Below are 23,081 nucleotides of genomic sequence, written 5' to 3'. Positions count from 1 at the left end.
GTGACGTTGCGACGTTGTGGCGATCGGCATTGCGATCCACGGCAGCGCATACACTCGAAAGAGGTGGTGTGCTGTCGTAATAGTGGCAGGCCGATCTGCATCAGATAGGACCCTGACACAATTAATTCAGAAAAATCCCTGGTTTTTTGAAGTTTATTCAAATGAGTGATTAATCGAGCGGCTCTATCGACCGATAAAGTCAAACAGGTTGGATCCAATGAATTAAATGCATCAGAACAAGACAGGCGGTAGTCTTAGCCTATTGATTAAGTGATGGCTCAATGACATATTTGCTGCGCCTTCAACTCATGCCCACGGAAAAAAATGCGCCCCTTCAAGTCACTTGTTGCAGCCTCGGTGCTGATCAGCGGGTGCAACGGAATGCCCACCGCTTTCACCCAGGATCCTGTCTTTGACCAGGCCTTCGTCGTCCATTCCGGTGCGCCGCTGCCCTATCTGTTGATGGGCACCGCGATCCAGTGGAATGAAGATTACGCCGTCACCGTCAAGCACATCCCTTACATCTCCGGCGCGGTATTCCAGGGGCAAGGCGACGTACAGTTCTTCAAGCACAAGGCCGATTCCGTTCCGATGTGGCGCTCGTACCAGCCGGGTGAAGAACTCACCTCAGTGGGCTACAACTCCGCCTACATGTCGGTGAAAGGCACAGGCCGCGCGCTGCCGGCGATGATTCGCCTGGACGCCAAAGAAGGCAACGTGATGTACGGCACCCATGATGGCCCGGTGGCCAAGGGCATGTCGGGCGGCCCGGTGTTCGCGGCAGACGGCAAGGTGGTGGGGATCACCGTGGCATTGCTGACCTCCAGCGACCTGGCCAAGATCAAGCGCCCGGACCTGGCCAACCAGCCACAGATCAGTATTTTCATGCCGTACAACGAAATCAACCGCGAGTGGACCCGTTACATGGCTCAGGCCAAGCCGGCCACGCCAGCGCCGACCCACCTCGCGGTCAACTGATCAACGCTCACGCAAAGCTTCGCGGGCGCGGTTGAGGGGTTTGATGAGGTAATCCAGCACGGTTTTTTCACCGGTGCGGATGTCCACCGTGGCGATCATCCCGGGGACGATGGCAAAGCTCTTGCCGGCCTTGTTGCGCAGCACGTCCGAGTCCGTGCGGATGTACACGCGGTAGTAGAAGATTTCCGGCTTCACCTCATCCTGAATCGTATCCGGCGAGATGGTCACCACCTTGCCGTCGAGGCTGCCGTAGATCGAATAGTCATAGGCCGTGATTTTCACCTTGGCCTGCTGCTCGGGGTGGATGAACGCGATGTCCCGGGGCGAGATGCGCGTTTCGATCAGCAGTTGCTCATCCAGCGGGACGATCTGCATCAGCTGTCCGTTGGGCGGCACGACCCCGCCGATGGTGCTGACTTCGATGTCCTTGACGATGCCGCGCACCGGCGAGCGCAAGGTCAGGCGAGACAGCGAATCGCTGCGGCCGCGGATCACCGCTGACAGCATCTGCGCCTCGGCATTGGCTTTGGCCAGGTCCTCGCGGGCATGCACCATGTATTCAGAACGCGCCTCGGTGGCCTTGAGCTCAAGCTCGGAGCGCTGGCGGTTCAGGCGCAGCACTTCGACCCGGCTCGACGCTCCGATTTTCGCCAGATTCTCGGTGATCGCCAGTTCGCTGCGCACCAGCTTCAGCGAGCTCTCGATGCCGGTAAGGGTTTCGCCGAGGCCCCTGCGCCGGGCGTTGAACAAGTCGGTTTCGGCGCGACGCAGCTCCGGGTACTTGTCCAGCGACGCATCGAACTTCAGTGGCTTCTCGCTGACTTCGGCCTGCAGCCGGTTGACGCTGGCCAGCGCCGCCCGGTACTTCGCCTCGCTCTCGCCGACGTTCGACTCACTCTTCACCGCATCGAGCTGCGCCAGCACCTGGCCGCGCTCCACCAGCGTGCCTTCGCTGACGTTCAGCTCCTTGATGATCCCGCCCTCCATGGACTGAATCAGCTGCTCCCTGGAACTGGGCACCACCTTGCCGGTGCCGGTGGACACTTCCACCACCTGAAACCAGGCCGCCCAGGCAAGGAAACACGCGAGCATCAGCGCGCAGGTCCAGATCACCCGCACGCTCCCGGTGATGCTGCGTTCATCCTGGCCGTCGAGGTACGTGACTTGATCGCCAAGCCGTGGGGTTTGCTCCGTGGTCAATGCGTTCATGCCTGCGCTCCTTGCGGCTGTCTGAGTCGGGTGAGGGCGGCGTCGCGGTGGTCATCGATGACGATGCGGCCGTTGTCCAGCACGATGATCCGTTCCACCAGTTGCAGCAGGCTGACCCGGTGGGTGGCGACGATCAGGGTGCGGCCCTGACACCAGGTCGAGAGTTTTTCCAGCAGCTGGCGTTCGGTGATGTCGTCCAGCGAGGCGGTGGGTTCGTCCAGCAGCAGCACCTGGGGCTGACGAATCAACAGGCGTGAGAGCAGCAGGCTCTGACGCTGACCACCGGACAACCCCAGGCCGCCTTCAAGAATCAGGTGGTCCATGCCCTTGGGCAACTGCCGGACAAATTCCAGCGCGCCGGTCACCGACAGGGCGGCGATGATTTCCTGATCGCTGGCCTGGCCGGCGCCGAGGGTGAGGTTGTCCCGCAGCGTGCCGTGAAACAGCCGCGCCTGCTGGGACATCAGCCCGACGTCCCGGCGCAGGTCGGCCGGATCAAGGTGGGCCAGCGCAATGCCGTCCAGGGTGGTTTCGCCACTGGACAAATCCATCGAGCCTGCCAGCGCCTGCAGCAGCGTGGACTTGCCTGCGCCATTGCGCCCGAGAATGGCGACGCGCTCGCCCGGCCGAATGTTCAGGTTGATGCCGCTCAGGGCAGGCGCGGCCTCTTCGCTGTGCTTGAAGCCGGCCTGACGCAACACGTAGTCACCACGAATGGCGGGCACATGCACGCGCTGACTGCCTTCGGGGTGATCGACCGGCATCTGCATCAGCCGGTTGAGCCCTTGCAGCGCAACCTTCGCCTGCTGCCAGCGGGTCAGCACGTGGGTCAGCTGCGCCATTGGCGCCATCATCCGCGAGGCCAGCATCGAGGCGGCCACCAGGCTGCCGGTGGTGAGGTCGCCGGCAATCACCATGGGCGCACCGAACACGATGACCACGGCAAACACCGCGCCCTGCAAGTTCTGGGTCCAGGCCACCAGGCTGTTGGTCAGCGAGCGCAGTTTCAGGCTGCTGTCGGCCGACGCGGCGTTGTAGTGATTCCACTGCTGCTGGAAACGTTGCTCGGCCTGCAGCGCCTTGATGTCGTCCATGCCCTGCACGGTTTCCACCAGCATGGCGTTGCGCAGTGCGGCTTCGCGCATTGAGGCATTGGCCAGCCGCGCCAGCTTGCGTTGGGCGAGGACGCCGGGCAGCACCATCGCCACCAGCGCGACCAACGGGATCAACACCAGTGGCCCGCCGATCAGGTAGAACACCAGCAAAAACAGAAAGAAAAACGGCATGTCCGCCAGCGCCGTCGCAGTGCTGGAGGTGATCAGGTCGCGGATCTGCTCCAGCTCGCGCAGCTGCGAAATGAACGAGCCGGTGGATTTCGGCCGCGCCGAGTTACGCAAGCGCAGGGCGTGGCCGAAGATCAGGTCCGAGACCCGCAGATCCGCGCGCTTGCCCATCACGTCGGTGATGCGCAGACGCATGATGCGCATGACGAAGTCGAACACCAGCGCCAGCATCACGCCGCCAAACAGCACGTACAGGGTCGGCAGGGATTCGGCCGGAATCACCCGGTCGTAGACCTGCATGGAGAACAGCACGCCCGCCATGCCCAGCAGGTTGGCGACCAGCGACGCCAGCATGACCTGGCGGTAGGGGCGCAGGTCGCTGAGGACGATGCGCCGGAACCAATGCTCGTCGTAGGGCTTGATGTAGTCGTCGGTGCGCACGTCGCTGAGGGGCTGAATCGGCCGTAGGACCACCGTTCGCAGGACGTGCTCGGCGAGGACGGCCGGGTCGATGCGGCTCTGCAGGCCCTGGTCACCGCTGTAGGCGATGCCCAGTTCGCCTTGCTCGCTGACGCTTTCGATCACGCCGACCTGGCCGTCGCGCAGTTGCACCAGCAGCGGCGTGCGCCAGCGGGACAGGCTTTTGCGGTCGTAACTGGCGAACTTGACGCTCAAGCCCGCCTGACGCGCCATGTAACGAACCACTTCTTCGACACGGCCCTCGCTATTGGCCGAGGCCAGGCGGATGCTTTCCGGTGACACGTCGAGGCGGTAATGCCGGGCGACGGTGAGGATGGCCTCCAGCCACGGCGCGTAGTCCGGACGATCAGGGCCTGCCGCGGGGGCTTCGGGAATGACGACGGTCTCGGTCATGGCAGGATCTCCACGTGCTGGATGGTGCTGTGATCGATGCCGAACGCGCGGCGCAGCGCACCGCTGTTGTACAGGCAATCGATCTGCAGACGGCGCAGGTCAGCCTGGGTGTTGGCCAGGTCGAAGCGCGACTGGTGGATTTCCTGCTCGGCGTTGAGCAGGTCGAGCAGCGGCCGGGTGCCCAGTTCCAGGTACTGCCGCCCGTACAGCTCGCGGGCTTCGGTGATGCTGTTCTGCCGGGATTCCAGCGAGCTGAGCCGGCGCGTCAGGCCGGACGTCTGCGCCTGCGCCTCGCCCAGCCCTTGCCGCGCCTGCAGGCGTGCGGCGTCCTCGGCGGAATCGGCGGCGGTCAGGGCGTAGTTGGCGGCGCGGCTGCGGGCGCTGGTGGCGCCACCCTGATAGATCGGCACTTCCAGGTTGAGAAAGATCCCCGCCTGGGTGCGATTGATCGTCGAGTTCTGGTCGTCGTAATGATCGTCCAGAAACTGGTTGACCGAGGGCTGCAGTGACAGCGTCGGGTAGGCTTCCGCCTTGGCCTGGGCCAGTTCGGCCTGGGCCTGGGTGCGCTGGGCGGCGGCTTGCAGCACGGCGGGGAGGGCGTCTGTGCTGATGGGGGCGGTGCAGGCGTCGGTCATCGAGGCGCTGAAGGTGCTGCTGACCTGGGGCGGGGTCTGCCGACCGAGCAGGTTGGTCAGCGTCGACTGCCAGCGTGCATACAACGCTTTGTACTCTTGCAGCGTCGCCATGCCGCCCTCGGCGCGGGACTGCGCCTGAACCACGTCGGAACGGGTGCTCGCGCCCATGTCGCTGCGCTGCCTGGCCAGCTCGACGATATCGCCGATGCCGCGAATTTGCTCCCGGGCGATGTCCACCAGACGCTGATAGCGCTGGACTTCGATGTAGGCAAACGCGGTGTCGCGGCTGACCTGATCGATCGCCAGCAGAATGCTCGCCTGACTGCGGGCGGCCTTGGCACGGGCCGCCTCGACTGCGTTCGAGACCTTGCCGAAATCGTAGAGCATCTGTTTGAGGGAGATGCTCACCGACTGGCTGCCGTCGTCGCTGCCATAGCCGCTGGTGTAGCCGCCTTTTATCCCGCCGGAGATCTGCGGGTAGTAACCGGCTTCGGCCACGTTGATGCCCTCGGCCTGTTGATACAAGGTGCCGATCGCTTCGCTGATGCTGGGGTGCCAGTCAACGGCGAGCCGGACGGCCTGTTCGAGGCCCAGGGTCTGACTGTCTTCCTTGACCCCGACCGCTCCGGGCCCGGAACTGCCTTTGGCATTGCTTTTGTGACTGCCTTCACGACCATCGCCCTTGCTCCGCTGATCCGCGGGCTTCGCCTGCAGGCGGGAAGGGCTGATGCTGCGCAGGCCGGGATCGATTTGATCCTCTGCCAGCGCAACGGAAAAAATCGGGTGACACAGGCCGACGGTCAGGACGACCGCCGTCCATTTCTGCTTGCGAACGCGCTCCACATGGCTTCCTTACTGTACGAATACAGAGCTTCCCTTTTGTTGAATCAACCGGCCGAGCGCATTGATCGGCCGGTTGAACCCCGCCTCCGGCAGCGCCAGAGGGCGGGCTGATCAGACGACGTGAATACCGTTCTGCACCCACAGATGATGGGTTGGATCTTCTTGCGGCGTGTACTGGGTGTAATCGACGCCATCGGCCTGTTGCGCGCCGCCGGCGACCCAGGTGTTGGTCATGTGAACGCTGTCTCCGCTGCCTCCCTTGATGATCAATGTGTTGCTGTCGGCCGAGGTAATGGACACCAGGTCCGCCAGGCTGATGGTCAGCGCGACGGCACTGGTGTGGTTCAGGTCCAGCACCTCGATGTTGTGGATCCGGCTCTGCAGATCGCCCAGGTTGATGGTCGCGTCGCCCCCGGCCCACAGCAGGGTATCGGTGCCCGTGCCGCCATCGACCGAGGCGAAATGCTGGTCGGCGATGATCAGCGTGTCGTTGCCGGCGCCGCCCTGCAGGGTGACCGCCCCACCATGGGACCCGTCCAGCGTGTCATTGCCGGCGGTGCCCTGGATCAGCGCGGCACCGGTGGTGGCGATGGCCGTGGCGCTGTGATCATCGCCGCTCGCTACGGTGGACAGCGCGGCAAACGAGGTAGTGGCGACGGCACCGGCCTGTTCCAGATCAATGGTCAGCGTCGCCGTGTCGGTGGTGCCGTTGGGGTGCTTGAGTTGGTAGGTAAAGACCTCCTCACGGCCGATGACCGCATCGGTCTGGCCCGGCGTCAGGGTGTAGGTGTAGCGCCCGTCGGCCTGCACCAGCAGCGAACCGTAGGTGCCGACAATGGTGGTGCCGTTGTAGCCCGGCGTCACGTAACTGCCGGCCGCCAGCACGTTGAGCACGGTGTACGCCGAGCCCAGCACATCAGCGCCGCCGCCGGCTGTGTCGGTGAGCAGATTGCCCGCCACCGGGGTGTAGCTGCCCACCACGAACTGATTGGTGTAGGTGGCGTCGTTGGTCAGGCTGATGTTGACCGTACTGGCGATACCGACGCCCCCGGCGGCGAGTTTGACCTGATAGCTGCCAGGTCCCTGGTCATCGAAGCGCGCGGCGTAATTGCCGCCGCCCAGATTGGCGAGCGAAGCACCACTGTAGTTCTTGACCAGCACGTACTGGCCGGTGGCGGTGTTGAGCTTGTACAGGCCCAGGGTCAGGGACCCGAGCAGGCTGAGCAGGTTGGAGGAGTTGACCACTACCGTCAGGTCACTGATCGCACCGGCCGCCACGCTGGTGGTCCATGAACCACTGCCGCCCAGCACCGGCACGATGAACGGGCCCAGCGCCGTGGTAGTGATGACCTCCTTGTTGACCAGCGTGATGTCACTGACTGCGATGTCGTTGGTGGCATCGACCACCAGGGCCGGGCTGGCCAGGCTGGTATCGCTCCACACCTCGGTAGCCTGTGGGCTGTCGATGCGCACGTACAGATTGGCGGTGTCGCTGAGGCCATTGGGGTGCACCAGCTGATAGCTGAAGACATCCACTTTGCCGACGCTGGTGACCGCGCCGTCGGGCCGGTAGCTGTAGTTGCCGCTGGCGTCGATGGTCAACGTGCCGTACAGGCCTTGCACTGTGGTGCCCGCGCTGGCGGTGACGTAGCTGCCGTTTTTCAGCACCTGCAACACAGCGCCGTTGTCCGGGCCGGTCACGTCTGCCTGGCCATCAATGCCAGGGTTGGTGATGACGTTGCCGGTCACGGCGGCACCGGCCACCCCGTTGAACTGGGTCAGGCTGGTGACGTCCAGCTGCAGTTGCGTGGTGACGTTGGTCACCACGCCGATGCCGGCGCTCGACACCACCAACCGGTAATCGCCGCCCAGCAGATCGCCGATGTTCACCCGCACGCCCTGGCCGGTCAGCGCCACCAGATCGAGCAGGCCGCCGTTGCCATTGACGTCCAGGGTCACCCAGTTGCCGCTGGCGTTTTTCACCTGCAGCGTATAGACCACGCCGTCGAGCAAGGACACGGCACTACCGGTGGTCAGTGTCAGGGTCGGATCAAGGGTGGTGCCGCTGTTGACCGTAAACACGAACGCCTTGGAGAAACCGGCCAACAAGGTGGTGAAGGAGTCCGCAACGTTCTGCGTGGTCTTCACCGGCACGAGGCTGACGGTGGCGGTGGCCAGGTTATCGCTGGCGATCACCGGCGTGTTGACGTCGATGTCCGGCGCGGTGACGTTGGCCACCACCGACAGGTTGCCCTTGATGTCAGTGAGGCTGACCAGCAGGGTTTCGCCGTTGATTTGCGCGGGGGCGAGGGTGACGCTGAAGATTCCCGTGGCCCCGACGGTGCCCGTCCCGAGCACCGCGCCGCCGGTGGATTTGATTTGCACCGTCGAACCGATTTCGCCCGTGCCGCTGACGGTCAGGCCATCGACGCTGACCAGCAGCGCAGTGGGTGCCGCGGGGGGTGTCAGGTCAGGCGCAATGGCGCTCGCCGAAAGCGACACGTTCCCCGCGGCATCGGCCTGGGTGATGCTCAGCACCTGGTTGTTGATCTGCGCGGTGTTCAGCGCCACCGAGAAGCTGCCGTTGGCGGCGACTGTCGCGCTGCCGAGGACGACGCCGAGTGCGTTGCGCACGGTCACGGTCGACCCCGCGACGCCGGTGCCCGTGACCACCGAGCCGCTGGCGTTGATGCTCACCGCCGTCGGTACGACGGGGGCCGTGGTATCAGGTGCCACCAGGCTGCCGGCGGCCGACACGTTACCGGCAACGTCGACCTGACGCACCGTCAACGCCTGGCCATCCAGCTGAGCGGCATTGAGGGTGAGGCTGAACGTTCCGCCCGCGCCGACCGTGGTTGTGCCCAGCAGCGTGCCGCCGGCATTGACCACGTTGACCGTCGCGCCCACTTCACCGCTGCCGCTGAGGGTCAGTCCGTTGGCTGCCAGCACCAGGGCGGAAGGGGGATTAGGCGCCTGAATATCCGCAGCGGTGACCGTCGCCACGGCCGAGGCGTTGCCCGTCACGTCCGCTTGCTGGACGCTCAACACCTGACCGTTCAACTGGGCTGTGGAGAGCAAGACGACAAACCCGCCCGCAGCATTGACCACTGCGCTGCCGAGCACTGCGCCGGCCGCATTGGTGACACGTACGGTCGCGCCTGCCTCGCCGTTACCGCTGACTTGCAGGCCCGCGCCATTCAGGGCGACGTTGGTCAGCGCGGCGGGTGGCGTGGTGTCGACGGCGCTGAGGTTTGCCAGCAACGAGACGTTACCGGCGACGTCACGCTGACTCACCGTCAGCACCTGGCCATTGAGCTGCGCCGTCGAAAGGTTAGCCGTGAAGCTGCCGTCCAGTGCAACGGTTGCCGTGCCGAGTACGACGCCGAGGCTGCTGCGCACCGTGACCGTCGCGCCGGCTTCGCCAATCCCGGTCAGGACTGTGCCGGCGCCATTAAGCACCAGCGCTGCGGGTGCATTCGGCGCGGTGATGTCGGGGGCGGTGACCGGCAATATGCCGGACTGCAAACCCACGCTGTCGGTCTGATACGCGTTGAGCACCTGACCGTTGGCTTGCGCCGGGTTCAACAAGACGCCAAACGTACCGCCGGCATTGACCACGGCGGTGCCGAGCGTAACGCCCGCGGCGGTGGTAACGGTCACCGTCGCCCCGGCTTCGCCACGTCCCGTCACCAGCGTACCGGTGGCGCTGACCGCGAGGTCGCTGAGCGCAGCCGGTGGCGTTGTGTCAGCCGCCACCACCGCAGCCGGCAACGATGCGCCACCTGCTCCGGTACTTGCCGTCACGCCAAGGCTTTCGCCGTTGGTTTGTGCGGTGTTGAGGGTCACCGTGAACGTACCGCCAGCATTGGTGGCCGCCGTCCCGAGCACGGCGCCTGTTGCGCTGTACACCGTGATGGTGGTGCCCGTTGCGGCGCTGCCGGTCACGCTCAGACCGTCGGCGCTGACCTGCAGATTGGTCGGCGCATTCGGTGGCGGGGTCACGGGCACGGTGAGGTTGAGCGTCCCGGACACATTGTTGCTGGCGTCCACCTGACCGACCGTGAGCACGTTGTTAGCCGTGACGCCGGGGGCCAGGGTGACCACGAAGGTGCCGTTGGCCGCCACTTGCCCGGTGCCGAGCGTGACGCCGAGGGAGTCTTTGACGGTCACGATCGCGCCCGCTTCACCGCGGCCTGCCAACAGCAGGTAATCGGCGCTGATGGTCAGGTTGCTGACAGGATCAGGCGCCTGAGTGTCCGGCACTGTGTAAACCAGCGGCGCGGAAGCGTTGTTGGCCGCGTCCGTTGCAGTCACGGAAATGACTTGCCCGTTGGCCTGCGCAGGGTTCAGCCCGACTTCGTAACGTCCCCCGGCGTCGGTCCGCGTGGAGCCCAGCAACGTGCCGTCGGCGGACCTTACGGTCACCGTGCTGTTGGCTTCGGCAGTTCCTTGCAGAATCGTGCCATTGCCGGTCAGCGAGATGAACGTCGGAATCACTGGCGGCGTGATGTCCGGTGCGGTGACCGCCACCGGCGTCGAATCGTTAAGTGCTGCATCAACCTGCACCACCGACAGCGACTGGCCATCAAGCTGCGCGGGCGCCAGCGCAAAACTGAACGTGCCGTCCGCGCGCACGATGGCGGTGCCGGGCAACGGCGTGCCCGCCACCGACACCGTGACCGTGGCCCCGGGTTCCCCGCGGCCGCTGAGGGTCAGGCCGTCCTGGCTGACGGAGAGGTTGGTCACGGCGAGCGGATCGGTGACGTCGTCGGCCCGGTAAACCACCGTGCCGGACACGTTGTTGGCCGCATCGGTCTGGGTGACGTTGAGCGTCTCGCCGTTGAGCTGGGCAGATGACAGCGTGACGCTGAACGAGCCGTCGGCCAACACCGCGGTGGTGCCGAGGCTGGCGCCGGTGGCACTGGTCACTTTGACCGTGGCGCCTGCTTCACCGGTGCCGGTCAGGATCAGGCCGTCGCCACTCAGCGGCGCCAGGACCGGCAGCGCGGGCGGGGTGTTGTCGGGGGCGGTAACGGGCGCGCCAACGGACGGATTGCCCGCAGCATCACGTTGCACGATCGACAGCAGTTCGCCGTTGATTTGCGGCACCGACAGCGAAACCGCGAAATTGCCATCCACACCCACCACGCCGGTGCCGACGAGGTTACCTGCCCCATCGGTGATCAACAGGCTGGCACCTGCCTCACCGCGGCCGCTGACCACTGCGCCGGTGTCATCGATTTGCACGTTGGTGACGGGTGCGGGCGGCGTCAGGTCGGGTGAAGCCAGGGAGCCCGCAGCCGACACATTGTTGGCGGCGTCGGTGAGCACGACAAACACCGGCTGACCGGCGTTTTGCGTCTGTGACAGGTTGATCAGGAACGTGCCATCGACGCCCACGGTGCCGGTGCCGACTAGCGTGCCATCTGCCAAGGTGATGCGCACCCCCGCACCGACTTCGCCGCTCCCACTGAGCACGCTGCCGGAAGCATTGAACTGCAGATCGGTGGCGACGGCTGGCGGGGTCAAATCCGGCGCGGTGACCGTCGCTGGCACGCTGACATTCCCGGGTGGGTCGGCCTGCTGAACGCTCAGCACCTGGCTGTTGATCTGCGGGGTGGTGAGGGTGACGCTGAACGTGCCGTCGGCCAGAACCAGGGCGGTGCCGAGCAGCGTGCCGCCGGCGTCGCGGACGGTGACGGTGGCGCCGGCTTCACCGGTCCCGGTGACCACCGCACCGGCGGCGTTGATGCGCACGTTGTCCAGCGGGTCGGGGGGGGTGAAGTCCGGGGTGGTCAGGCTGGCTTGGGGTGACACGTTGCCGACGGCATCGCGTTGCACCAGCGTCAGCACTTCGGCGTTGGACAGCGCCGGGACCAGCACCAGGGTAAAGGCCCCGGTGCTGCCCACCGTTGCCGTGCCGAGCACGGTGCCGAGGTCGTTGGTCACTGTGACAATTGCCCCGGCTTCACCGCGGCCGGTCAGCGTTGCGCCATCGCTGGAAATGCTCAGCTGGGTCAGGGCCAACGGCGCCGTGGTGTCGACCGAGGTCAGGCTGGCAGGCAGGGAAATATTCCCGGCCGCGTCAGTCAGGGTCACCGCCAGCAGTTCGCCGTTGGCTTGCGGGGTGGTGAGGGCGAGCTGGAAGGTGCCGTCGATGCGCACGCTGCCGGAGCCCACCAGCGCGCCGCTGGCGTTGAACACATTGACCGTGGCGCCAGGCTCACCGGTGCCCGAGAGCATCGCGCCGTCTGCCGTCACCGACAGGGCGAGCGGCGCATTCGGGGCGATCAGGTCTCTGGCGGTCAGCGCGAGGCTGGCCGATTCATTACCGGCGAGGTCGGTCTGGCTGATGCTCAGGGACTGGCCGGCAATCTGCGGCGGGTTCAGCGTCAGCGAGAAGTTGCCGTCGAGGCCCACTTGCCCGGTACCCAGGATGACCCCGCCAGCGCCGAGCACCGTCACCGTTGCGCCCGCTTCGCCGTGGCCGGTCAGGGTGACACCGTTGGTATTGAGCACCAGCTCGGTGAGCTGCCCGGGCGCGGTGACATCCGCCGCCAGGTAACCGGTGGCCAGCGAGTTGATGCCGTCGCTGGACGTGGCGATGGCCGCAAGCGATTCACCGTTGAGCTGCGCGGCATTGAGGGGCGCGCTGAACGTGCCGTCGCCGTTGACCAGCGCCGTGCCCAGCAGCACACCCGAGGCGGTGCGGATGCTGACGGTGCTGCCGGCGTTGGCGGTACCGGTCAGCGTCAGGCCGTCTGCGCTGAGGGCCAGATTCACCGGCGCCGGTTCGGCGAGATTGCCGGGCGCAACCACCGTGCTGGCGTCGGAAGCATTGCCTGCGGCGTCGGTCTGGACCACGGTCAACGTGCCGCCGGCCACTGCCGCCGGGGTCAGGCCGAGGGTGAAGCTGCCATTGGCGGCTACGGTGGCGGTGCCCAGCGCGTTGCCGTTGGCATCGCGCACCACCACTGTCGCACCGGGTTCGCCGATACCGCCCAGGGTCAGGCCATCGGCGCTGACCGCGAGGTTGCTGACGGCGGCGGGCGCGACGGTGTCGGCGGCTTGGTAAGGCGCTGCCACCGAGACATTGCCGGCCGCATCAGTGGCCGTGACACTGAGGCTCTGGCCGTTGAGTTGGGGGCTGGACAGGGTGACCTGGAACACACCATTGGCGCCGGCGACGCCTGAACCCAGCACGTTGCCGGCCGCGTCGCGCACGGTGACGGTGCTGCCGGCTTCGGCGTTACCTGCCAGTTGCGCGCCGCTGCCGCTCAGCAGCAGAGCGGTCGGACTGTCCGGTGCCGTGAGGTCGACGGACGTCACGTTGACCGCCGTCGAGACGTTGCCGGGCGGGTCTTCCTGGGTGACGGTCAGCACTTCGGCATTGAGCTGCGCGGTCGTCAGGGTGACGCTGAACGCGCCATTCGCGGCCACCAGCGCGGTGCCCAACAGGGCACCGCCAGCCGTGCGCACCGATACCGTCGCGCCAGGTTCGCCCCGGCCGGTCACGGTCAGGCCGTCGGCGTTCACCGCCACTTGGGTGAGGGCGGCGGGCGGGCTGATGTCCGGCGCTGTGAGGTTGATCGACGGCGAGACATTGCCGCTCGGGTCGGTCTGGCTGATGTCCAGGGCCTGGCCGTTAGTCGGCGCAGGGGCGAGGGTCACGGTAAAGGTGCCGTCACTGGCCACAAGGGCGGTGCCAAGCAACGTGCCGGTGATGTCGAGGACGCTAACAGTCGCACCGGCCTCACCGGTGCCGGTCAGTGTGCTGCCGTTGGCGCTGATCAGCAGGTTCTGCAGCAGCGACGGCGGGGTGGTGTCCACCGTGGTCAGGCTTGCGACGCCCGAGACGTTGCCCGCCACGTCGGTCAGGGTGACGGACAGCGGTTCACCGGTGGTCACGGCGTTCGGCAGCGTGACCTGGAACTGGCCGCTCTGGTTGACGATGCCGGTGGCGAGAACGTTGCCGGCGGCATCACGAATGGTCACGGTCGCGCCGGCTTCACCAAGGCCGTTGACCACGGTGCCGACGTTGTTGATGGTCACACCGGTGGCGGCATCGGGCGCCTTCAGGTCCGGCGCAATGATGCTGCCCGATTGCGACACGTTGCCCGCCAGGTCGGTTTGCGTGGCGGTGAGCGGCTGGGCGTCCAGTTGGGGCGGCGTCAGTGCGATGACGAACGTGCCATTGGGCGCAACCGTGCCGGCGCCCAGCACGGCGCCGCCACTGTTTGTAATGGTCACCGTCGCGCCGGCTTCACCGCGCCCGGTGACGGCGCTGCCATCGCCATTGATGGTCAGACCTGCCGGCGCGTCGGGTGCCGTGAGGTCATTGGCGACCACCAGCGCGGTGACCGAGGTGTGGCCTGCGTCATCGGTCGAGACGACGTGCAAACTCTGCGCGTTCAATTGAGCGAAACGCATCAGGATGCTAAAGCGGCCAAAGCTGTTGACCCTGCCGCTGCCCAGGCTGACGCCGTTGCTGTCGAGGATGTTCACCGTGCTGCCTGGAGTTGCGGCGCCGGTGAGAATGAAGCCGTCGCTGCTGATCGCCATATCGCTGGGGGTCGCCAGCTGGGTGCCGTCCGGCCCTGGGAGGGTGACCGCGTTGGAGGCGTTGCCGATGGCGTCGGTGCTGATGACGTCGACGTTGGTGTTGTTTGCAGCAGGCGGAATAAGGCCGATAACAAACGTACCGTCCTGGCCAACCGTGCCTGTGCCGAGCACGACATTGCCCGGCCCGCGAACGGTGACGGTGGTGCCGGGTTCGCCGACCCCGGAAACGTTCGCGCCGTCCGGACTGATCGCCAGATTCGTCACATCGACCGGTGGTGTGGTGTCCGGTGCGAGCACCGGGGTCGCCAGCGAATCGTTGGCACCGTCGGTGGCGACCACTTGCACCGTCTCGCCGTTGCTCAGGATCGGCGCAACGTTAAAGATGAAAATCCCGTCCGCCCCGGCAACGGCAGTGCCGATCTCAACGCCAGCGGCATCGAGAATTCTCACCGAGCCACCGGGCACGGTGGTGCCGGTCAAAAGCCCGGCGGCATCCAGCGTCAGGCCGCTTGGCACGGGCGGCGCGGTGAGGTCGGGTGCCGTGACGGAACCGGCCAGCGAGGGCAGGGTGCTGGCGTCGGTCTGGGTCACGCTCAACACCTGACCGTCCAGCTGCGGCGGGCTCAGGGTCACCGCGAAAATGCCGTTGGTTCCCACGATGGCCGAGCCCAGCAGGGTCCCGCTGACATCCCGCACTTGAACGGTATCGCCCGCAACGCCTGTTCCGGAAACGGTCAGGCCGTCGTTGCTGATGGTAATCCCGGCGGGCGCGCCCGGCGCAGTGGTGTCTGGCGCGTTGAGCGAGGAGGCGGGGGAGATGTTGCCGGCGGCGTCGGTCTGCTTGACCAGCAGCACCTGGCCGTCGGCCTGGATCGCGTTGAGGAGGACGTCGAAGCGGCCGTTCAGCGGGTCGGCCGTGGCGGTGCCCAGCACGTTGCCATTGACGTCGAGCACGTTGACGGTGGCGCCGGGCTCGCCCTGGCCGCTGAGCGTCAGGCCATCGGTGCCAAGAATGAGGCCGGTGGGGGCGTCGGGGGCCTGGATGTCCGCCGCCAGCAATGGCGTGGCGGGAGAGGCCAGGGCCGAGCCGTCGACTTGCGTGACGCTCAGGGGCTGATTGTTGATCTGCGCGCTGGAAAGCGTCACTTCAAAGCGCCCGTCACTGCCGACCACCGCGCTGCCCAGCGTTGCGCCGAGGTCATCCTTGACGGTGACGGTGGCGCCGCTCTGGCCGTTACCGGTGACGATCAAACCGTTGGCCGACAGATTGAGGTTGGTCACAGCTCCCGGTGCGATGACGTCGGGCGCCGTGACCGGAGCGGCTACCGACTGGTTGCCTGCAGCGTCGATCTGGGTGACTTGCAACAACTGACCGTCGGTTTGAGCGGTCGTCAGGGTCAGGGAGAAGCTGCCGTCGGGGCCGGCCTGGCCGCTGCCAATGACGTTGCCGGCCGCATCTCGCACCGTGAGGCTTGCGCCGGCTTCACCGGTACCGGTGAGGACCAGACCCGTGCCGTCGAGGACAACGCCGGTCAGCGACGCAGGCGCCTGGGTGTCGGGGGTGATGAAGCTTACCGACGGTGCCAGGTTGCCGGTGCCGTCACTGGCGCCGATCAGCAGGGTCTGGCCGTTGTTCTGCGGGCTGTTCAGCGTCACGCTGAAGCGACCGTCGGCGGCAGCGATCGCCGTGCCGAGCACCGTACCGTTGAGGGTGGTGACCGTGATCGTTGCCCCGGCCTCGCCGGTGCCGGTCAGCGTTGTGCCGCTGGCGTCGATGCTGATCGCAGCGGGTTGCAGCGGGCCGTCGAGGTCTGGTGCGCTGACGGGGGTGGCAAGGGACGGATTTCCGGCAGCGTCGCTCAGCACCACCTGCAGTGCCTGGCCATTGGTTTGAGGAGAAGCGAGCGTGACGGTGAAGTTGCCGGTTGCGGACGTCACGCCGGTGCCGATGACAATGCCAAGGACGTCCCGTACCGAAACGGTCGCACCGGGTTCGCCACGGCCGGTCAGGGTCAGGCCGTTATTGGCGACGCTGAGATCGGTGGCAGCGGAAGGACCGGTGACGTCGGGCGCGGTGACGGGAACGGTGACCGAGCTTTCGCCCTGACCGTCGACCGCGACCACGTCGAGCACTTCGCCGTTGGCCAGGCCCGGGTTGAGCACCACGGTGAAGCTGCCATTGGCGCCCACGGTCGCACTGCCGAGCAGCACGCCGTCGGCATCGCGCACCTGGACCACCGAACCGGCGCTCGCGGTGCCGGTCAGCTGGGTGCCGTCACCACTGATGACCAGACCGGAAGGCGTGGTCGGGCCGATGGCGTCGGGCGCCGTGACCGCCAGCACGGTGGACGGCAGCCCTGCGCTGTCGGTCTGGATGACTTGCACCAGATCGCCGGGGTTGACCGGTGGAGTCAGGGTGGTGGCGAAGGTGCCATTGGCGCCGACGACCACCGTGGCGATTGGCGTGCCGTTGGCCACGAAGGTCACTGTCGCACCGGCTTCTCCTTTACCCGAGACCTGCGTGCCGTCCGCGCTGATCACCACATCGGTGACCTGGGCGGGTGGCGTGGTGTCGGCGACGGTCAGCTCGGCGGAGGCGGAGTTGCCCGCCGAGTCCGTGGCGCTGACGTTGAGTCTTTCGCCATTGAGTTGCGCGATGTCGAGGGTCACGCTGAAGGTGCCGTCGAGACCGGCGCGGGCGACGCCAATGACTGCCCCCGACGCAGTGCGCACAAGGATTCGAGCGCCCGCTTCGGCAACACCTGTAAGGATCAGGCCGTCGGCCGACAGGACGAAATTCGAAGGCGTCACCGGCGCGGTGGTGTCCGGTGCTTGCAGTGCCACGTTGGCGGAGATGTTGCCGGCGGCATCGGTCAGGGTGAGCTGCAGCAACTGACCGGCGATTTGTGACGCGTTCAGGGTGATGTTGAACAACCCGTCAGTGCCCACGACGGCCGTGCCGAGCACGTTGCCGATTGCATCGATGACGCTGGCGATACTGCCGACTTCGCCACGGCCACTGACGATCAAGCCATTGCCGCTGATCGCGATGCCGGTCGGCGCATCCGGCGGCGTCACGTCCCCGCTGGGGGGCGTGACGTCGATGTCCGGCGCCAGCGCCTGAGCCGTCGGGGAGACGTTGCCGGCGGCGTCGACCGCATTCACGGTCAGCGACTGGCCATCGGTTTGCGCGGGGCTGAGCCCGAGGCTGAAAGTGCCGTCTGCCGCAACGACGCCGCTGCCCAGCAGGGTGCCGTCGGCGGCGCGCACCTGAATGGTGGCGCCGACTTCGCCGGAGCCTGTGATGCGCGCGCCATCGGCGCTAATGGCGAGGTTGACCGGCGCATCGGGTGGCGTGGTGTCGCCGGGCGGGGTGATATCGATGTCCGGCGCCAGCGCTTGAGCCGGCGGGGAGACGTTGCCGGCGGCGTCGACCGCATTCACGGTCAGCGACTGGCCGTCGGTTTGCGGTGGGTTGAGCCCGAGGCTGAAAGTGCCGTCTGCCGCAACGACGCCGCTGCCCAGCAGGGTCCCGTCGGCGGCGCGCACCTGAATGGTCGCGCCGACTTCGCCGGAACCGGTAATGCGCGTGCCATCAGCGCTGACGGTAAGGTTGGCCGGCGCATCGGGTGGCGTGGTGTCGCCAGGCGGGGTGATATCGATGTCCGGCGCCAGCGCCTGAGCCGTCGGGGAGACGTTGCCGGCGGCGTCGACCGCACTCACGGTCAGCGACTGGCCGTCGGTTTGCGCGGGGTTGAGCCCGAGGTTAAAAGTGCCGTCTGCCGCAACGATGCCGCTGCCCAGCAGGGTGCCGTCGGCCGCGCGCACCTGAATGGTCGCGCCGACTTCGCCGGAACCGGTAATGCGCGTGCCATCAGCGCTGACGGCAAGGTTGGCCGGCGCATCGGGTGGCGTGGTGTCGCCAGGCGGGGCGATATCGATGTCCGGCGCCAGCGCTTGAGCCGGCGGGGAGACGTTTCCAGCCGCGTCGACCGCATCAACGGTCAGTGATTGGCCGTCGGTTTGCGGTGGGTTGAGCGACAGGCTGAATGTTCCGTCTGCCGCCGCGGTACCGCTGCCGAGCAAGGTGCCAGCGTTGTTGCGAACCCGAACGGTCGCGCCGGCTTCACTGATGCCGGTCAGGGACGTCCCGTCTGCACTGACCAGCAGATTGCTCGGGGCCACGGGAGCTGACGTGTCAGCGGCATTTCCACCGCCGCCACCACCACCGCCACCTGCGACCCCGCCCGCTGCCGCCGCCGCACCGCCCGCGCCCAACAGACCCAGCCCGGCAATCGCAAAGGTGGGGGTCGTGCCCCCCACCACGCCGGCTCCGGCGATGAGCTCATCCAGAGAGCTGACTTCGTCGAAGGTAAAGCCGGTGAAGGACTGAGTGCCGTACTGCGCCTGCCACAGGGTGCCGTCTTCGCCCTGAAACACCATGTCGCTGGTGGGGCCTTCCGGCGCGGTACTAAAGAAGTTGGCAACTTTGACCTGTTCGCCATTCTTCAAATTAACCACCAGGTCTTGCCCATTTCGGGAGACCGAAGCGACTTGGCTGGGTGGAACGGGCATTTGAACAACGGAGGGTGAATTGAGTGAAAGATCGCCCCACGTGTTGGCAGTAAGTTCGGAGGTTGCTTTATTGGCTACAACAATATTGTCCATTCTGACAGTCCTTTTCTTCGCTTTTAGCACTACAACAACGCGGGTAATGGCGTGTCATACCAGCCACCTGATTCATCGAGTCAGGCGCAGCTTTGTTTCTTGTTAGGCGTGACGCTGTTTGCCAATAATTTAGATCGGATCTATTCGAGATCAATGGAAAATACTTTGACGTTTAACGATATGACGAAGTGGATATGACGTAAGCCATTGACCCTTCGGCAGAAATTTGTAGTTAGATGTCGATCTACCGATCGTCGGCGGGTTTGCGCAAATGTGCTCGTACGAGTGGAAAACGTTTGCGCGTTACAGTCGATTAGTTGAAGCGCCACTGTGGCTGTCGGGACTGGGTGGATCTCGTTGCGCATATTCACCTGAATGTGCAAACGCTGAAGGACGTGCTGCGTTTTATATTTCACGACGGCGGGCAGGGGGGCAGGCTCAGTCTCGGTACCCGATGATCGAGGTGCCGGCCAAATACTTGTTCGCTGATGTTGCAAAGGCTGTAAGGTGGTGAGTTAACACCGTACGAGGCTATTTCGCTCATTCAGGAAGCTCGCACTCCAGCCCCCCATTGCACCCACCGCTCCCTCGCGTGGCGTGAATTCAGCAGGAGTTTGCTCATGGAAAAGCTTGGATCGCGTTTGAGAAAAGAACGCAAACGGTTGGGGCTGACGCAAATCGCGTTCGCCAGAATTGGCGGCGTCGAACCCAACGCCCAGGGTCACTACGAAAGTGGCCATCGCTCACCCAAGGCCGATTACCTTCAGCGCGTCTGTGATGCTGGCGTCGACATGCATTATCTGTTCTCCGGCAACACCCTGCTGGGCACTGCGGACAGACTGGATGCCGAGGATCAGACGTCTTCAGGCAGAACGCTCCCCAGCAATAACCGCGAAGTGATCATTTCAAATCGCAATGCGGTGGGCATTCTGGGCACGCTGCACCAGACCCTCAACGACACGACCCAGGTCATCGCCGACGTCGCCACCTCTTTCAGCACGCGCCACGTTGACACCCGCGAAGAGCAATTTGCCGCCCAGGTGCGGGACTTCCAGGAAGACTCACGCCGCTTCATTGGCTTGGCCATGATGAAAGTCCAGCAAAGCGCCTGATCGGCAACGCCCGGTGCCCTCCTGTCAGCAGCGATGAGCGCCGCTGTTGCCCTCCCAGGCCGATTTCACAGAACAACCGCCGCCACGGGCATGCTCGGCGTTGAGCCGATCCACTCCAGCGTCTGCTCAAGGGGCATCGGCCTGGAGAACAGGTAGCCCTGAACCAGCGTGCAGCCGAGGGTCCGCAACGCCTCCAGCTCCGCCTCGGTTTCAACACCTTCACTGACGCACTGCAATTCCATGTCCTGACTCAGGGCCAGCAATGATTTGACGATCTTGAAACTGGCGGCGTTCTGGTGAATGTCGGTGATGAACGAGCGATCGATCTTCAGCTTGGTCAGCGGCAAGGCGTGGAGCTGGCTCAGGCTTGAGTAGCCGGTGCCGAAGTCGTCCAGGGAAATGCCGCAACCCAGTTCACGAAAGGCATTGATCGCCCGTTGTGCCTGAACGAGGTCTTTGATGACGGCGGTTTCAGTGATTTCCAGGTCCAGCCGCGAGGCGTCGAATCCGCTCTGGCGGATCACCTTGATCAACTGTTCGACAGCGTCCATCGACGAGCAATCGTGGGCCGACAGGTTGAACGCCAGCCGGACATCTGCGGGCCATAACTGCGCCGCGTGCAGCGCTTTTTCAAGCAGCGGCGGCGTCAGTCGGTTGATCAGGCCAATTCGCTCGGCCACGCCGATGAAGTGCCCCGGCGCGACGCTGCCCAGCTTTGGACTCACCCACCGGGCCAGCGCTTCGAACGCCACCGTTTTGGAGGTGCGGATGTCGACGATCGGCTGAAACACCAGGGTGAATTCTTCCGCAACATTGGCCTGGCGCAGGCCCTGCTCGGTCAGCATGTCGCGCTTGAGGCGCTGATGCTGACTCGGCGAGAAAATGCACAGCTCGCCAGGTGTTTCGCGCTTGCTGGTATAGAGCGCGTAATCGGCGAATTCATACGCCTCGGTCGAGTTGCTCGCCAGGTCCGGAAACACCACCAGACCCATGGAGGCGCTGATGCTGACGTGAATATCGCCGATCACGAAGGGCTGACGCATGGCGCGGCACAGCGACTCACCCTGTTTGATCAACTCACTTTCGTCACCGGCCCTGACGATGATGAGCCCGAACTCATCGCCGCCCAGTCGGGCCACGTGCAGTTGCTCGCTGGCAAACGCCCGCAATCGCTGGCCGACCTGACGCAACAGCTTGTCGCCTATGCCGTGGCCATAAGAGTCGTTGATCGGCTTGAAACCGTCCAGATCGATCATCCCCACCGCCAGCCGCGTGTCGCCGTGCCGCGCCTGTTTGAGCGCGCGATCGAGCAAGGTGAAAAACTGCCGTCGGTTGGGCAGGCCGGTCAGGCTGTCTTCGTTAGCCAGCCGTTGATTGTCGTCGCTGAGCTTTTCCGTGCGGATCTGCATGTTCACCAGCCGGGTGAACTCGCCGTAGTGGTTCTGCAGCACCACGATCATCGCCAGCGAGACGAGGAAAACGTTGGCGGCCATGGCGGTGTAGGTAGCGTTGCCGGCATTGGCAAAAAACGCCACGAAGGCGATGTTGACCACCGCCGTGGTCATCATCGCCGAGGAGGGCAGGTGCATCAGGCAGAAGATGCAGACGATCACCGTGATCGCCATATAGAAGGCCACATGGGACTTGGTGTAGGTGTCACCGTAGGGAAACAGCAACAGCGCCCAGATCGTAAAGCCGAACGCAATGACCACAGTGACCTGATTGGTGCGGGTCAGTTTCTTGAAGATCTGCTCGGTGGTCAGGGTCTGACTGCGGCTCTGCCACCAGAGGACCGCGCGTACGGTACCCACCAGGGTCAGCAACAGCGGGATGTACACCGTCAGCCACAGCGGCGCGACGCCGTAATGGGTGGCGGCCAGAGCCAGGGTGTTGATCAGCAGAATGACGTACATCATCGGCAGCTGCCTGGACAGCGCGATGTATTGCGCTTCCATCAGTCGCGTATTGTCTCGCTGGACGCAGACCAGCGCTTTCAATCGATCTAAAGACGGGAATTTCATAAATAGGGACCCAACGCGCGCAATTTCAAAAGAACGACCACCCCACAACTTGCAGCGCTGCAAAACGTTATGACTGTCCCGGGCTATCGGCGGCGCGGTGAGATTCTGTAACAGCGTGGTGCTTGCCATCCGGGCGTTTTATCACCGTGGGCTCTTGGCTGCCGGGCCTGCGTTTAAGAGTGGGGCGTAGGGGGAGGCAACTTGCTACGGGGCGAGTTGCGTTGCTACGGCCTACCCATTGGAACGGATGTCCGCGTGGATGGGTTCAGCCTGACCATGGCTCGGCTGACGAACGGCGCAACTCACGAAGCGACGACAGGGCCCGTATCAACACGGCGCGCCGATCTGACGGGGTCGCTGAATCATTCGCTGCCGCCCCAGTCAATGCTATTGACCATCTTCTATAACGATCAGGAAAAGGGACACGTTCATGTTTGCGCGCGGCGATATTTATAACGAGTGGACGCAATCACCAGCGAGTGATGAGAACTATACCGAAGCGGCGGAGAATGGCTGTCAGCTGGAGGTCCGGGCGCGGGCCAATGGCGACACCCTTGACGTTATGGTTTGCGTTTATGCCGCTGATGGCGAAAGGGTGGTGGAACATCTGGAGAGTCTTCCGGCGTCCGGATGGACCGTCGAGCAAGGGCTTGTCAGGGGACGTGACCAAGCCGAGCGTATTGCCGCAGGTGACTCCGACGGCCTGCCGTTAATTGCTGATATCCGAAACTATTCGAATGAATGATTAGCGTCCGCCGACGCACTTAATACATCTTTTTGGTGGGTGCGCTAGATCAACTAACGCGTTGAAACAGCCATTAAACCGCTCGTCTCGAAATTTCAAATTCACGATGAACATCCTTCAGCCAACTACGGTCAACTTTTTAACGGGCCGTT

Annotated in this window: 7 protein-coding genes and 1 pseudogene; 3 read left to right on the top strand and 5 right to left on the bottom strand. The window is 64.8% G+C overall.

What is annotated here, in order from left to right; translation table 11 throughout:
• Positions 1-381: 381 nt before the first annotated feature.
• A complete protein-coding gene (locus tag QWI18_RS01680; RefSeq protein WP_369318026.1) occupies positions 382-978 on the top strand; it encodes a serine protease in 597 nt (198 codons plus the stop codon).
• Here the strand turns inward: QWI18_RS01680 and QWI18_RS01675 are convergent, their stop codons facing one another.
• The 4 genes from QWI18_RS01675 to QWI18_RS01660 form a co-directional block, all read right to left on the bottom strand.
• A complete protein-coding gene (locus QWI18_RS01675) occupies positions 979-2,187 on the bottom strand; it encodes an HlyD family efflux transporter periplasmic adaptor subunit (protein WP_369318025.1) in 1,209 nt (402 codons plus the stop codon). It lies immediately after the preceding gene.
• On the bottom strand, positions 2,184-4,343 hold the full coding sequence (locus tag QWI18_RS01670) for a type I secretion system permease/ATPase (protein WP_369318024.1): 2,160 nt from the start codon (positions 4,341-4,343) through the stop codon (positions 2,184-2,186). Before QWI18_RS01670 ends, QWI18_RS01675 begins: the two co-directional genes overlap by 4 nt.
• A complete protein-coding gene (locus QWI18_RS01665; RefSeq protein WP_369318166.1) occupies positions 4,340-5,782 on the bottom strand; it encodes a TolC family outer membrane protein in 1,443 nt (480 codons plus the stop codon). The genes QWI18_RS01670 and QWI18_RS01665 overlap by 4 nt, the downstream gene beginning before the upstream one ends.
• 150 nt (positions 5,783-5,932) lie before the next feature.
• The gene (locus QWI18_RS01660; RefSeq protein ID WP_369318023.1) at positions 5,933-19,051 is read right to left on the bottom strand and encodes a BapA/Bap/LapF family large adhesin; all 13,119 of its coding nucleotides are present in this window, start codon (positions 19,049-19,051) and stop codon (positions 5,933-5,935) included.
• Positions 19,052-19,671: 620 nt separating this feature from the next.
• Between QWI18_RS01660 and QWI18_RS01655 the strand changes: the two are divergent.
• Positions 19,672-19,863: pseudogene (locus tag QWI18_RS01655) on the top strand (helix-turn-helix domain-containing protein); the annotation flags it as partial.
• A 365-nt stretch (positions 19,864-20,228) separates the two neighbouring features.
• On the opposite strand, the gene QWI18_RS01650 reads toward QWI18_RS01655, so the two are convergent.
• Positions 20,229-22,184, bottom strand: a complete 1,956-nt coding sequence (locus QWI18_RS01650) for a putative bifunctional diguanylate cyclase/phosphodiesterase (RefSeq protein ID WP_369318022.1) — start codon at positions 22,182-22,184, stop codon at positions 20,229-20,231.
• A gap of 430 nt (positions 22,185-22,614) precedes the next feature.
• Here QWI18_RS01650 and QWI18_RS01645 point away from each other — a divergent pair, with 430 nt between their 5' ends.
• Positions 22,615-22,929: a hypothetical protein gene (locus tag QWI18_RS01645; RefSeq protein WP_369318021.1), complete on the top strand. Its 315-nt coding sequence runs from the start codon at positions 22,615-22,617 to the stop codon at positions 22,927-22,929.
• The last annotated feature ends 152 nt before the right edge of the window (positions 22,930-23,081 follow it).

This window comes from Pseudomonas sp. W2Oct36, assembly GCF_041060465.1.
Lineage (GTDB): Bacteria > Pseudomonadota > Gammaproteobacteria > Pseudomonadales > Pseudomonadaceae > Aquipseudomonas > Aquipseudomonas graminis_B.
The sequence above is the reverse complement of the archived record's forward strand: the minus strand, read 5'-3'. Positions and strand labels throughout refer to the sequence as shown.